This window comes from Echinicola rosea (assembly GCF_005281475.1).
Lineage (GTDB): Bacteria > Bacteroidota > Bacteroidia > Cytophagales > Cyclobacteriaceae > Echinicola > Echinicola rosea.
The window spans coordinates 5159349-5172977 of record NZ_CP040106.1 but is presented as its reverse complement, the minus strand read 5'-3'; the positions used below and the strand labels follow the sequence as shown (position 1 = coordinate 5172977).

The window sequence follows — 13629 nt, the reverse complement described above, 5'->3', positions numbered from 1 at the left end:
AACAGGTGGAAATATTGGGGATGATTTATGGGCAATAGTACCAGCCGTTAGTTTCAGGCCAACTTCTCAAACCGTAATTCGTCTAAATTATAGGCATATGCAAGAAACTGATATTCTTGGAAATCCACCGGCCATGATTGGTGGTTTTCAATTTGGCATTTCCAGTTACTTCTAAAAACAACCGCAAATGAATTTTTAAGCAAACTATATAATTTTTTGGTTTATTTTCTTAATACAACTTTGCAATACCCTTGCATCGAATAATTACGTATAATTGCATAGTGAAAATCGCGTGTTACATATTAAGCTTATACTTCATAGTCCTTGCAGGGATGACCTGTGCAGATTCTGTTCCGCTTAATGATGATAAGGAAAATGTTACCGTAGTAAATACTGCAGATAACCATCCCAACCATGAGCATAATCAGGGTGGGGATGGTTGTTCTCCGTTGTGTGTTTGTCATTGTTGTCACTTGCACTTTTTCCCCGTTGCAGAAGTAGTATTTTCACATCCCGTGAAGTTACCTGTTACTTTTTTTTCCCACTACCAGGGACTCGAAAGCATTGAAATCTCCGAATTTCTTAAGCCCCCAATATCATAATCCTTTTCTGACTGACAGGATAAATATGCCCTTTTGATAAAGCCCTTTTATCAGGACTGGGCAGGCATTTAAACTTACTCCCTAGTTATTTTCTTTAATCTCTTAGGGTCTAATTCCCCGAGGCTTGCCTCGTTTTACTATCTTGTGACTCGATGTCCCAAGATAGTAAGTAAATCCATAAGAGTCATAATGTTTCAGTTTTGCTGTATCATGTAGTTTGCGCAGCAAAATATAGACGTGTAGTGTTCAGCAAGGGGGGGGATCAAGTATTGATTTCGACCTGTGAACAGATAGAATTAAGATATGAGATTAAGTTTCTAGAAATCGGGACAGATGCAGACCACGTACACTTTCTTATACAATCGGTTCCCACCTATAGTAAAACTAAGATTGTGAGAACGATAAAGAGTTTGCTAGTCCGAGAGGTATTTCAACAATGCCCAGAGGTGAAAAAGCAGCTTTGGGGCGGAGAATTTTGGGGTAAAGGGTACTTTGTCAATACCGTTGGCCAACATGGAACTGAGGAAAAGATAGCTAATTATGTTAAGAGTCAGGGGCTGGAAAAAGAATACAAAAAACTAAAGACCAATTATCAACTAAAAATATTCGATTGACAAATAATGCCTCGTGGGCTTGCCCCGAGGATTATTTACTAAGAATTAAATAATCCAAAAAACAGAAAAAAAGATGAAAGAAATAAAAGCATTTATAAAACCGAAAAGAGTGCAGGTAGTGGTAGAATCTCTGCGAGATGCAGGATTTGAAAGCGTTACAGTCTCCAAAGGTGAGGGAACAGGTGCTCATAAAGACCCTGATGCTTCTCCTTCCCTGGACTTTCATTTTACCGATAGCCCGATAGTAAAGCTGGAGCTTGTGTGCCAAAATTAAGAAATGGAAAAAGCCGTGCAATTGATATGCGGAAAAGCCCAAACGCCTGATCCGGGCGATGGCATTATTTACATCTCTGAAATAGAGGATGCCTACAGAATAAAGACCGGAAAGTCTATCAAAAGATTTGATATGAAGTAGTTATGTCAACTCCTATTGAAGAAATGCAGCAATTAGCCAGGGAACGTGGCGGACTTTGTTTATCAGATTTATATATCAACAGCAAGTCCAAATTGTGGTGGCAATGTGCAAAAGGTCATCAATGGCAGGCCACCCCTTTTAGTGTGAAAATCAGAAAAAGCTGGTGTCCTGTATGTGCTAACAACGTTCCACACGGAATAGAGAAGATGCAATCCCTGGCTAAAGTAAAGGGAGGTAAATGTATTTCCAGGGAATACATAAACTCCAAAACGACACTCAGGTGGCAGTGTAAAAACGGTCATCGTTTCCAGGCTACTGCTGATAGTGTAGTTCAGGGGAGTTGGTGTCCGAAATGTAAATAAATGTTTAACCCTAAAATCTACAGTTATGATGTATGATTGGTATTTCTGAGGAATGCACTGGATTTGGTGGATCCTGTGGCTTATCCTTATATTCTGGATTTTCTTAATTCCATACTCTATTCCCGGACAAAACAGATGGAGGGATAAGGCAATGGAAGATGTAGTAGCAAAAACAATTGCAGGGTTTATGAACACCCGGGGAGGGAATCTTTTTATTGGTATTGATGACGAGGGTAAACCACTTGGTTTGGTCGAGAACTACCGTTGTTTGAAAAAACCGGGACGAGATGGTTTTGAGCAGTATATAATGCAACTGATCTCCACCAAATTAGGGACAAATTATTGCTCTCTGGTAGATGTTTCTTTTTACCAAATAGAAGGGCTTGATGTCTGTCATCTTGAGATTAAACATGCGCACTCTCCGGTCTATCTGCATCAGGACGACCGTTCACACTTTTATATCCGTACAGGAAATGGTACGCGTGAACTTGATATACCTGAAGCGCTCAATTACATCGAAGAAAATTTAAATGGTCGTTAACCATGGAGAAGAAATTATTTATTATGCTATTATTTTTTGGTCCAACATGGCTGGCTGTTGGCCAATCCCTTTACCGGACTACCGAGGGGCATATCGTCATGGTGGCCGAAATAGATGATGAAAAAATAATTGCAGAAAGCCATAAGCTGTTTCTTGTGTTAGATTACAATACCAAAGAAATTTCAGGTAGACTTAATATAAAAACAATGAATACTGGTATCGGTTATTTAAATGAACAAATTAACAATGTTGCTGATGAAGAATCTTTGATATCCTTTACCGGAATGATCCCCGCTGAGGATTTTATTAGCCAGCCGCATTTACCTATTTCATTTAGCTGGCCTTTAAAAGTCATAGTGGGAAGTAGAACATTTGAGGTAATTCTTTCAGGCAACCTGAAACACTTTAACGGAGGTGAGGCCATAGCCTGTAGGCTAAGCGCTACCGGAGATGTTGACACAAACGAAATCGGCCTGAAATCAATTTTACCGGAAATAGGTAAAACACTAAAGATTCAGTTTACACAGGTAATACTTAGAAAAAATGAGCTATGAGCACTATAAAAGAACTGGAAGAAAACCTATTGCAACATAAAATAAAACCCACGGCCATGCGACTGCTTGTGCTAGAGTACTTGTTGGATCACGAAATAGCAGTAAGTCTTACTGATCTATACAGGGACTTTGTGAAATCTGATAGAACTACCATCTACAGAACGCTAAAAGCTTTTGAAGATAATGGACTGGTGCATAGCATTGATGATGGTACCGGAGTGCCTAAGTATGCTTTATGCGAAACAGGTTGTAAATGTGAAATAGAAAGAGATCTGCACTTGCATTTTCATTGCAGAAAATGTGGGGAAACCAAATGCCTGTACAGCTATAAAATACCAGAAATTGTCCTACCACCCAACCATCAGGCAGAAGAAGCCAACCTGGTAGTAAAGGGTGTTTGTTCACAATGCAGTGGCTAAAAATATCCTTCGAAGCAAAACCATTTTGAACTGTTTGCATTATGACAAAAAAGAAAAAAATAAATCTGAGAGATCTTAATAAAAAGAAGGTATCCACCGGAAATTCTGAAAGTAAAATGAAGTTAGGAACGTATGTTCCGGCAATAGTAAGTTTTGCAATGCTGATAGTCGGTATCTCACTGGACTACTTTAATCTACTACCATTTTTTAAGGGGTGGGTTCGCCCTGTATGGTACGGTTTAGCCTATGCTCCTGTGGGCTTTCCCGTGATCAAAGAAGGCTGGGAAAGCATCAGGAAAGGTGATTTTTTCACTGAATTCTTCCTGATGTCCATTGCTACATTAGGAGCGTTTGCCATCGGTGAATACCCGGAAGGTGTAGCCGTGATGTTGTTTTATGCGGTAGGTGAACTCTTTCAAAATGCTGCGGTGAAACGGGCTAAAGGCAATATAAAGGCCTTACTCGATGTACGGCCTAATATCGCTTTGGTATATCGGGACAATGATTTTGTAGAGGTAAACCCGGAAACGGTGCATATCGGGGAAAAGGTTCAGGTGCGAACAGGAGAAAAAATACCTTTAGACGGCATCCTTTTGTCTGAAAAGGCCAGCGTCAATACGGCAGCCATAACAGGGGAAAGTAAACCTGACACTATATATAAAGGAAATAAGGTTTTTGCGGGAAGCATCAACCTTGAAGGCGTAATAGAACTGGAAACGACCAAAGAATTTAACGACAGCTCCATTGCCCGGATATTGGATATGGTACAAAATGCCACGGCAAGGAAATCAAAAACGGAGCTTTTTATCAGAAAGTTTGCCCGGGTATATACCCCTATCGTGGTATTTCTTGCCATCTGCCTCACCGTTCTCCCCTACTTTTTTGTAGATAATTACGTATTCCAGGATTGGTTATACAGAGCGCTTATCTTCCTGGTAATCTCCTGTCCTTGTGCACTGGTAATTTCTATTCCACTGGGCTATTTCGGGGGATTAGGTGCAGCCTCAAGAAACGGTATCCTGTTTAAGGGAGCCTCATTTCTTGATGCCATAACTAAAGTAAATACAGTGGTTATGGATAAAACAGGCACCGTTACCAAAGGGGTGTTTAAGATCAAAGAGATCAGACCGGTAGGTATTTCCGAAAATGAAATGATGTCCTATCTGTTGGCCCTGGAGGAGCAGTCGACCCACCCGATTGCACGTGCCATTATGGAGTATGAATTAAATGGGCAGAATCATACAGCCTCTGAGGTAAGCGAAATAGGTGGAAAAGGATTAAAAGGTAAGGTTAATAATAAAACTGTTTTAGTAGGCAATAAAGCATTAATGACAGCTCATGGCATTGATGTCCCATCGGAGACAGATACCATCGTTGAATCTATCGTGATGATCACCATTGATGATCAATTTTCCGGCTATGTTACCATTGCCGACCAATTGAAAGAAGATGCGGTAGAAGCTGTAAGGCAAATGCATAATGCCGGCATTAAGAAAATCATTATGCTGTCGGGCGACAAGCCGTCTATTACCGAAAAAATTGGAAACGAATTGGGCTTAGAACAAGCCAAAGGCGGCCTGTTACCGGAAGATAAGCTTCATGAGGTGGAGGAAATGAAGAAAGATCCATCAGCCAGCATTGCTTTTGTGGGTGACGGGATCAACGATGCACCCGTTTTGGCAGTCAGTGATGTGGGGATAGCCATGGGTGGGCTCGGAAGTGATGTGGCGATTGAAACGGCCGATGTGGTCATCCAGACAGATCAGCCTTCAAGAATTGCAAGGGCTATAAAAATAGGTAGATCTACACGTAATGTAGTCTGGCAGAATATTGCCCTGGCCTTCGGGGTGAAATTAATAGTGATGATCCTGGGAGCCATAGGGTTAGCATCTTTGTGGGAAGCTGTGTTTGCAGATGTAGGTGTGGCCTTTCTGGCTATTTTGAATGCTATCAGAATCCAGAAAATGAAGTTTTAAACCAAATTGTAGTGTGTTTAATAGATAGCTAAATGTAATTAGAGAGGTTTTAAAGGACTAAATAGAAATGATAAGAAACTCATTATATACAATTTTTACGGTAGGTGTACTGCTTTGCATTTTTCCATACAACGCAATGGCAAGCCAGGATGATAGCAACCTGCGAACTAGCATTCATTTGCTGGACTACATTTCAAGGGATTATACCGCAGCAGTGCAAAATGGCGAAGTAATAGACGAAGGCGAGTTTGCAGAAATGCAGGAATTCAGTGACAAAGTGTATGTACTCATTGAAGAAAGTAAGCTGCCACAGGATGATAAACTCCGTATGCTGTCGCAGTTAAAAGAATTAGGTAAGCAGATAGAAAAAAAAGCTCCGCATCAAAGTATTTATAACTTAGCCCAGCAGACCAGACAAGATATTATCAAAACTACCGGTCTTAAAACGGCTCCCCTGATATGGCCTGATCTCAAAAACGGAAAAAGCTTATATGTACAGAATTGTACTTCCTGCCATGGAGTGAATGGAGCGGGAGACGGTAAGTTGGCAGCTGGCTTAAAACCAGCTCCTACCAATTTTCTCAACGATACCCTGATGCAGGAAATCTCGTCCTTTCAGGCATATAACACTATAAAACTGGGTGTGGAAGGCACTGCCATGCAGAGTTTTGCCACCTTATCCGATAAAGAGATTTGGGATTTGGCATTTTATATAAAAGCCCTCCGCTTTACACCTCAAGCTGACAAAAATAGCGAGCTGCAACAGAAGTTTGATCGGGCAAACAATACAGTGAATTTAGAGGAGGTGGCTACCCTCTCTGATGTGGAATTGGTCAAACGGCTGAGCAATAATGATAGCGCTGACAAAGAGCTGTTGTTAACTGCACTGAGAACACAATCTCCCGGGGATAATGCACAAAAATATTCGCTTGATAAAGCAAGAAATTATTTAAAAAGTGCCTTGCAAAATTATACATCCGGCAGCTACTCCTCTGCACGTGAAGATGCCCTGGCAGCTTACCTGGAGGGTATCGAGCCTTCGGAGGCAAGACTAAAGGCCAATGCCCCTGCTTTTACAGCCCGCCTGGAGCAGCAAATGTTTAAGATTCGTGAGGTAATCGAAAATAAAGGTGATAAAGCACAAGTTGAGAAGGAAATTGACAATGGCCTTGCCATGCTGGGGCAGGCAGAGGAACTCATGCAGGACAAAAAACTTAATTATTGGCTATCCTTCGCACTGTCAGCTTCCATTATGTTGCGAGAGGGGCTGGAAGCATTTTTGATCCTGGCCCTCATCCTGGCCCTCATTCGTTCATCAGGACTAAAAAAGGCTATACCCTGGGTGCACGGAGGGTGGATAACCGCCATACTGTTAGGAGTGGCCGGATGGTTTTTCTCCGATTGGGTGATTGGTATAAGTGGTAAAAACCGGGAGATCATGGAAGGAATGATCTCGCTGGTGGCAGTGATCGTCCTGGCTTTCGTTGGGTTCTGGCTGCATGACCACTCACATGCCAAAAAATGGAAAAAGTTTATCGAAGAAAAAATAGGCAAGCAACTAAAAAAAGACAAGATGTTTGGTATTGCTTTTTTCTCCTTTATGGTTGTGTTTCGTGAGGCCTTTGAATCCATATTGTTTTTACAGGCTATCAGCCTGGAAACACAACCGGCTCATCAATCATCTATTGGATTGGGGGTTTTGGCTGCTTTTGTAATGATCTCCCTGTTTGCTGTCCTGTTTGTAAGGTATTCAAAGAAGATACCTGTTCGGCAGTTGTTTCGCTATTCGGCCTGGGCAATTACCTTACTGGCATTAATTCTGATCGGTAAAGGCGTTCATTCCATTCAGGAAGCCGGCTGGCTATCCGTTACCGGTTTTCCTGTATCGGTGAGTGTAGATTTGCTGGGGATATATCCCACTATTGAAACAGTAGCGGCACAAGTAGCGCTGCTGGTGCTCATGCTGTTGCTCTATTTTTGGAGTAACCATAAAACCAAAATCAGATCAACAAAACTGAATTAAAATGCTCTTAAATAAAAGAATATCCATACTTGACTTTATCAAAACCATTAAGGTTGATATTGTACTTATCTCCTCCTATGCGGTCGTGGTAGGTATTTTCGATCAATACGGATTTCTTGACAAAATTTCGGTTCCTATTGGCGTCACTGCTGTTTTTGGTACTGCGGTAGCCTTACTGTTGGGTTTCCGAACCAATCAAGCCTATGAGCGGTGGTGGGAAGCCCGTATTATATGGGGTGCTATTGTAAACGATTCCAGGACACTGGTTCGGCAGTGTGTTTCATTTTTTAAAAGAGGCAACGATAGCTATGAAGCCCTGGTTGCGGAAATGGCCAATCGTCAGATCATTTGGTGCTATGCGCTTGGGGAATCACTAAGAAAACTACCTTTTTCCCACAGGGTCATTAAATATAAAGAATCCAATAAGACCGAAGCTTTTAATATTCCAAATGCTTTATTGTCAGAACATTCTGAAACCTTACTGAAGGCAAAGAAAAAAAAGATGGTTAATGATTTTCAGCAGGTGCAAATCGATAGCACCATCGCCAAGTTATGTGATTCTATGGGCAAGTGCGAACGCATAAAAAACACGGTCTTCCCCAAAGCACACAGCCTGTTGATCCATTTGATCATTTATGTGTTTGCTACCATGCTACCGTTTGGCTTATCAGATGAATACCTGGCAGTAGAAATAGGCCTGACTATTGGTATACCGATCATTTTTATTGCCATCGAAAAAACCTCCATTCTCATGCAGGATCCTTTTGAGAACCAGCCTTTGGACACGCCCATGACAGACCTGGCGGAAACGATAGAAATAAACATCAAGCAAATGATTGGAGAAACGGATGTTCCTGAAAAGAAAAAACCGACAGACTATTATGTTTTATAACACAAAATATTAACAATGGATTTTCAAACTGAAATAACGCTCATACCCAGACTACTTGTTGCCCTGGTACTTGGTGTTTTGATAGGACTCGACAGGGAAATTGACGGGCATGCCGCAGGAATCAGAACGTATGCTGCCGTTTGCCTGGGTGCGGCTTTAGTCACAATTATCAACTCCCACATTGAAGTTGCAGATCAGACCCGAATTGTTGCCAATATTGTTTCAGGCATTGGCTTCCTGGGGGCGGGTATTATTTTCAGAGATGGATCCAAAAATTTCATTTCAGGTTTGACAACCGCAGCTACTATTTGGGTCACTGCTGCTGTAGGAATTGCTATTGGATATGGCATGTACCTTATCGTGAGTGTCACATCCGCTTTGCTTATTCTATTATTGATTTCACAGCATTTCCCTTTTTTAAAAAAGAAAAATATTAGAAAATGAAAAAACTACAAATAAAAATACCGCTCCTCCTGCCAGAAGTCCCCGATGAGAAGGACCAATGTGTGGCAAAACTCATCGAGCGTCTTAAAAACAAAGAGGGATTGGAAAAAGTGCATATAGCAGACGAAACAGACAATGGCGTACCCCAGCTATGCTTTCACTACGACCCTGAGTTGATCTCTATAGACCGCATTCAGTCGCTGGCCGAGCAAACCGGGGCAGAAATCACACGAAAATTTGGACATAAACTCATAGAAGTAGATGGTATTCGTCATACACGCCATGCTCGTAACATTGAGCGTGGTCTCCGAGGTATAGCGGGTATTATGGAAGCCTCTGTATCGGCATCAGGCATGGTGCGGGTAGAGTATGATACCGCCAAAACAGATGAAGCCGAAATCCTGAAAGCCCTGAGAAAAGACGGGCTTGATATGCCCGATACGCAGGTGAGTGCTGAACGTTTTCTTGAGCAGGTAAAAGAAACTGAAAAAGGCGAAGATCAAAAGGAAGGTAATAAGGAACATGTCCATGAGGAAGGTGAAGATCATGATCATTCGCATGGCGGTATTTTCGGTAAAAATACAGAGTTGATCTTTTCCATTATCTGCGGAGCATTATTAGGTATTGGCTTTGGGCTTACTTATATCGAAGCTGTGCCTTCCTGGGTAAGTCTTTCACTTTATATCGGAGCTTATTTCTTTGGCGGCTATTTTACAGCCAAAGAAGCCATTCAAACAGTGGCCAAAGGAGGCTTTGAAATTGATTTCCTGATGCTCGTGGCTGCCATTGGAGCGGCTATTCTTGGCGAATGGGCGGAAGGCGCCTTATTGTTATTCCTGTTCAGCATGGGCCATGCACTGGAACACTACGCCATGAACAAAGCCCGTAAATCCATTGCTGCTTTGGCAGAACTCGCTCCTAAAACGGCATTGCTCAAGAGAAATGGTAAGACCGAAGAAGTCGGTATTGAGGAATTGAGCATTGGTGACATCATTGTGGTGAAGCCCAACAGTAAGATTTCTGCTGATGGGGTGGTAATTAGTGGACAAAGTAGCGTGAATCAGGCGCCTATCACCGGGGAAAGTGTGCCGGTAGATAAAGAACCGGTGGATAATCCCGATAAAGACTGGTCACAGGAAGATGATATCAAAGATGAGAACCGTGCATTTTCGGGTACCATAAATGGCAACAATACGCTGGAAATCAAAGTGATTAAAGTAGCAAAGGACTCTACGCTCTCCCGCCTGGTGAAACTGGTGAATGAAGCCCAGACCCAGAAATCACCTACACAGCGCCTTACTGATAAATTTGAGAAATATTTTGTGCCTTCTGTATTGGTACTGGTCGTGTTGCTCAATTTTGCTTTTCTGGTCATTGATGAAAGTTTTAGCGAAAGCTTCTACCGTGCAATGGCTGTATTGGTGGCTGCCAGCCCTTGCGCTTTGGCCATTGCGACCCCTAGTGCAGTGCTAAGTGGAGTAGCCCGGGCAGCCAAAAGCGGGGTGCTTATCAAGGGCGGCCGTCCGTTGGAAGATTTGGGTGTACTCACCGCCCTGGCTTTTGATAAAACCGGAACATTAACAGAAGGAAAGCCTAAGCTCACTGAAGTAGTTGCTGTAGGTGATGTAAAAGAGGACGAACTGTTGAAAATAGCAGTAGCTGTAGAAAGCCTGAGCGACCACCCCCTGGCAAAAGCCGTGGTACGGGATGGGAAAGAGCGATTGGATGGTGCTGATGTGCCTGATGCGAAAGACCTGGAAGCGGTGCTTGGTAAGGGGATTAAGGCTACCTTGGGTGATGACAAAGTATACATCGGCAATCTGGACCTGTTTGAATCCCTGGATGACAATAAGCCAGAGAAGGAAACGGAAGAAAAGGTTAAGTCACTGGAATCAGATGGAAATACCACAATGCTGATCCGTCAGAATGACCACTACATTGGTATCATTGCCCTGATGGATACGCCCAGAAAGGAAGCTAAAAATACCCTGGAGCAGCTCAAAAAGATTGGTATCAAGCGTATGATCATGCTTACGGGTGATAACCAGAAAGTAGCCGATGCAGTGGCCAAAGAGATCGGTCTCACGGATGCCTGGGGCAGCTTGCTGCCGGAAGAAAAGGTAGAAGCGATTAAAAAGCTCAAAAAAAATGAATCCAAAGTGGCGATGGTGGGTGATGGCGTAAATGACGCACCGGCCATGGCCAATAGTACTGTGGGGATTGCCATGGGGGCAGCAGGCAGTGATGTGGCCCTGGAAACAGCCGATATTGCCCTGATGGCCGATAAGCTGGAAACACTGCCTTTTGCCATCGCACTGAGCAGAAATGCTAAGAGTATCATCAAACAAAACCTGTGGATAAGTCTGGGAATTGTAGGTATTTTAATTCCACTGACAATTTCTGGTATTGCAACTATAGGTCCTGCCGTACTCATCCATGAAGGTTCTACTTTGGTAGTAGTATTTAATGCATTGAGGTTGTTGGCTTATAAAAAGTAGAATCGGTGAAAATTGAAGACATAGTCAACTGCTTTCATTAGCTGGACAGGGTTCTTCACCTTGTAACAATAGTTACGGACTTTGCTGAGCAAAATTCATATAATGAAAACAATGATAACAAAAAATATGACACACATGACATATTATCACGAAAAAACATTGGAAAATATAAGCTTCGAAGAAGCGATTCAAAAAGTAACAGAGACTCTGAAAGAGGAAGGGTTCGGTATCCTTACTGAAATTGATGTAAAAGAAACTCTGAAGAAAAAGCTGGATGAAGATTTTCGTCCATACAAGATTCTCGGTGCATGTAATCCGCCCTTCGCACACAAGGCATTATTAGCCGAAGATAAAATTGGGGCAATGCTGCCCTGCAATGTAATCGTCCAACAAAGCGATGATAGCGTAGAAATAGCAGCAGTGGATCCGGTAGCATCTATGCAGGCCGTAGAGAATAAAGATCTGGAAGGCATTGCTGAAGAAATTCAGTCAAAGTTAAAAGCAGTTATTGAAAGTCTATAACAGTTTGCATTTAGGATATTCATCAAAACCCAAAAGTTTAACTACATATTTTGAAAAAATCCACCTTCCACATCAGCAAAATGGACTGCCCCTCAGAGGAGCAGATAATCCGCATGAAATTAGAACCTTTTAATGGTGTGAAGTATTTAGATTTTGATATACCTAATCGTAAATTAAAAGTCTATCATACCGAAAAAGTAGATGAAATCCATCAGGCTATAACAGCATTGAACTTTAACGAGAGGCTGGAAAAAACGGAGGAGAATGTTGATTTACCATCTACTATTGATGATACTCAACAGCGAAAAATACTTTGGTGTGTGTTGGGCATCAATTTCGGTTTCTTTGTTGTAGAAATGACTACCGGTTGGATTTCCCGCTCTATGGGTTTAGTGGCTGATTCTCTGGATATGCTGGCAGACTCCATAGTCTACGGCCTGAGCTTATTTGCTGTTGGAGCAGCAATGGCTCGCAAAAAAAAGGTAGCCAAAATCAGTGGTTATTTTCAGATGGGATTGGCACTATTAGGCTTTTCAGAAGTCTTACGGAGGTTTTTTAGCCAAAGTGAAACACCACTTTTTCAGTGGATGATCATCATATCGGTACTGGCCCTCATTGGCAACTTGGTTTCGCTCTGGCTGATCAACAAAGCCAAAAGTGAGGAGGCCCATATGCAGGCCAGTGCCATATTCACTTCCAATGACATTGTAGTAAATGGAGGAGTGATCCTAGCCGGGGTATTGGTTTATTTGCTGGAAAGCAAATGGCCTGATTTGGCTATTGGAGGGATTGTTTTTGCTTTTGTGATGAGAGGGGCTGTAAGGATATTGAAGTTAGCTAGGACATGATGAATTCTGGCCATATATTATCTAGGAACGAGAGAGATGAAAATAAGAAGTAAATCAATGTTTAATTTAAATCTAAGTAAAATGATGAATCAAATGAGAAAAGCAGTAATGATGAGTATCGCCCTGGTTTTTGGGGTGATAATGCTACAATCTTGTGGAGAAAACAAAGAGACTGATTTAGTAGAATCAGGAACCTATACCGGTGTTGCTGAAGAAGTCGAACCGGAAGAAAAAGAAATATATGTCAGGACTCCCGATGACAAACTACTTGAATTGTATTTTACTGATCAGACCAAGCTATCAAAAAATGGAAATGAAGTTTCCTTTGATATGCTTTCTGAAGGCACCAAAGTAGAGGTGGAATTAGAAAAGAAAGGTAAAAGATTGGATCCAATTCATGTTGAAATTCTTAGTGAGTAATGGGTGATATTCCATCAATATGGCGGACAGAAACCTGGCATCCTCTGTCCGTTCATTTTCCTATTGCCTTTCTTCTTTTAGCAACGCTTGTCTGCCTGGTTATTTACTTTGCCAGCGGTGAACAGCGAAAATTCCTGCAATACTGCCGAGCAGGCTTATTGATGATAGGAACCGTTACTATTTGGATAGCTATTTACACAGGGTCATTGGCTTACAATGTGGTAGTTCGTAAAATATGCGATCCACAAATGCTTGGCGAGCACCAATGGTATGCTTATGCCTCAGCAATTACATACAGTACGGCCATGTTTACAGAATGGGTACTGTATTTAAAAATCATCTCCAAAAATAAATTATTGGTTCATGCAATAACCATTTTGTTGATTATAGGAGCCTTTGGCTTAGGCTATGCAGGTCATCTGGGTGCATCAGTGGTATATCAGCAAGGGGCGGGAGTATATCAACCGACAGAAGATTGTGTTGAATTTAATGAATAATA

The 13629-nt window shown here is 42.0% G+C and carries 17 protein-coding genes; all 17 read left to right on the top strand.

The genetic code is table 11. The features are described from left to right. The first annotated feature begins 281 nt into the window (after nucleotides 1-281). The 17 genes from FDP09_RS24260 to FDP09_RS20080 all read left to right on the top strand — a co-directional run bounded on the left by FDP09_RS24260 (nucleotide 282) and on the right by FDP09_RS20080 (nucleotide 13627). Nucleotides 282-602: a DUF6660 family protein gene (locus tag FDP09_RS24260; protein WP_083892023.1), complete on the top strand. Its 321-nt coding sequence runs from the start codon at nucleotides 282-284 to the stop codon at nucleotides 600-602. Nucleotides 603-775: 173 nt separating this feature from the next. After that, on the top strand, nucleotides 776-1216 hold the full coding sequence (gene tnpA, locus FDP09_RS20150; protein WP_229683556.1) for an IS200/IS605 family transposase: 441 nt from the start codon (nucleotides 776-778) through the stop codon (nucleotides 1214-1216). Between the two features lie 73 nt (nucleotides 1217-1289). Continuing rightward, nucleotides 1290-1490, top strand: a complete 201-nt coding sequence (locus FDP09_RS24335) for a P-II family nitrogen regulator (RefSeq protein ID WP_373289270.1) — start codon at nucleotides 1290-1292, stop codon at nucleotides 1488-1490. Nucleotides 1491-1493: 3 nt separating this feature from the next. Continuing rightward, nucleotides 1494-1631, top strand: a complete 138-nt coding sequence (locus FDP09_RS24330) for a P-II family nitrogen regulator (RefSeq protein ID WP_373289271.1) — start codon at nucleotides 1494-1496, stop codon at nucleotides 1629-1631. 2 nt (nucleotides 1632-1633) lie between these two features. Further along, nucleotides 1634-1993: a zinc-ribbon domain-containing protein gene (locus tag FDP09_RS24325; RefSeq protein ID WP_052331482.1), complete on the top strand. Its 360-nt coding sequence runs from the start codon at nucleotides 1634-1636 to the stop codon at nucleotides 1991-1993. Between the two features lie 151 nt (nucleotides 1994-2144). Continuing rightward, a complete protein-coding gene (locus FDP09_RS20135) occupies nucleotides 2145-2534 on the top strand; it encodes an AlbA family DNA-binding domain-containing protein (RefSeq protein WP_015268177.1) in 390 nt (129 codons plus the stop codon). A gap of 2 nt (nucleotides 2535-2536) precedes the next feature. Then, on the top strand, nucleotides 2537-3088 hold the full coding sequence (locus FDP09_RS20130) for a hypothetical protein (protein ID WP_015268176.1): 552 nt from the start codon (nucleotides 2537-2539) through the stop codon (nucleotides 3086-3088). Further along, complete coding sequence (locus FDP09_RS20125; RefSeq protein ID WP_015268175.1) at nucleotides 3085-3507, top strand: Fur family transcriptional regulator; 423 nt, start codon at nucleotides 3085-3087, stop codon at nucleotides 3505-3507. The genes FDP09_RS20130 and FDP09_RS20125 overlap by 4 nt, the downstream gene beginning before the upstream one ends. A 41-nt stretch (nucleotides 3508-3548) precedes the next feature. Beyond that, nucleotides 3549-5483, top strand: coding sequence for a heavy metal translocating P-type ATPase (locus FDP09_RS20120; RefSeq protein WP_015268174.1), 1935 nt, complete (start codon nucleotides 3549-3551; stop codon nucleotides 5481-5483). A 136-nt stretch (nucleotides 5484-5619) separates the two neighbouring features. Continuing rightward, nucleotides 5620-7506: an FTR1 family protein gene (locus FDP09_RS20115; RefSeq protein WP_217189907.1), complete on the top strand. Its 1887-nt coding sequence runs from the start codon at nucleotides 5620-5622 to the stop codon at nucleotides 7504-7506. A gap of 1 nt (nucleotide 7507) precedes the next feature. After that, nucleotides 7508-8398 carry a bestrophin family protein gene (locus tag FDP09_RS20110; protein WP_137404359.1) on the top strand — a complete coding sequence of 297 codons (891 nt, stop codon included), beginning with the start codon at nucleotides 7508-7510 and terminating at the stop codon, nucleotides 8396-8398. A gap of 15 nt (nucleotides 8399-8413) precedes the next feature. Next, nucleotides 8414-8842, top strand: coding sequence for an MgtC/SapB family protein (locus FDP09_RS20105; RefSeq protein WP_015268171.1), 429 nt, complete (start codon nucleotides 8414-8416; stop codon nucleotides 8840-8842). After that, entirely contained in the window at nucleotides 8839-11340 is a 2502-nt protein-coding gene (locus FDP09_RS20100; protein ID WP_015268170.1) for a heavy metal translocating P-type ATPase, read from the top strand. Before FDP09_RS20105 ends, FDP09_RS20100 begins: the two co-directional genes overlap by 4 nt. Nucleotides 11341-11475: 135 nt before the next feature. Further along, nucleotides 11476-11862 (top strand): DUF302 domain-containing protein, encoded by a 387-nt coding sequence (locus FDP09_RS20095; protein WP_015268169.1) that lies wholly within the window; start codon nucleotides 11476-11478, stop codon nucleotides 11860-11862. 50 nt (nucleotides 11863-11912) lie between these two features. Beyond that, nucleotides 11913-12710: a cation transporter gene (locus FDP09_RS20090; RefSeq protein ID WP_187328725.1), complete on the top strand. Its 798-nt coding sequence runs from the start codon at nucleotides 11913-11915 to the stop codon at nucleotides 12708-12710. A gap of 93 nt (nucleotides 12711-12803) precedes the next feature. Next, nucleotides 12804-13130, top strand: a complete 327-nt coding sequence (locus FDP09_RS20085) for a hypothetical protein (RefSeq protein ID WP_052331506.1) — start codon at nucleotides 12804-12806, stop codon at nucleotides 13128-13130. Continuing rightward, on the top strand, nucleotides 13130-13627 hold the full coding sequence (locus tag FDP09_RS20080) for a DUF2231 domain-containing protein (protein WP_041739125.1): 498 nt from the start codon (nucleotides 13130-13132) through the stop codon (nucleotides 13625-13627). Before FDP09_RS20085 ends, FDP09_RS20080 begins: the two co-directional genes overlap by 1 nt. Nucleotides 13628-13629 lie beyond the last annotated feature (2 nt).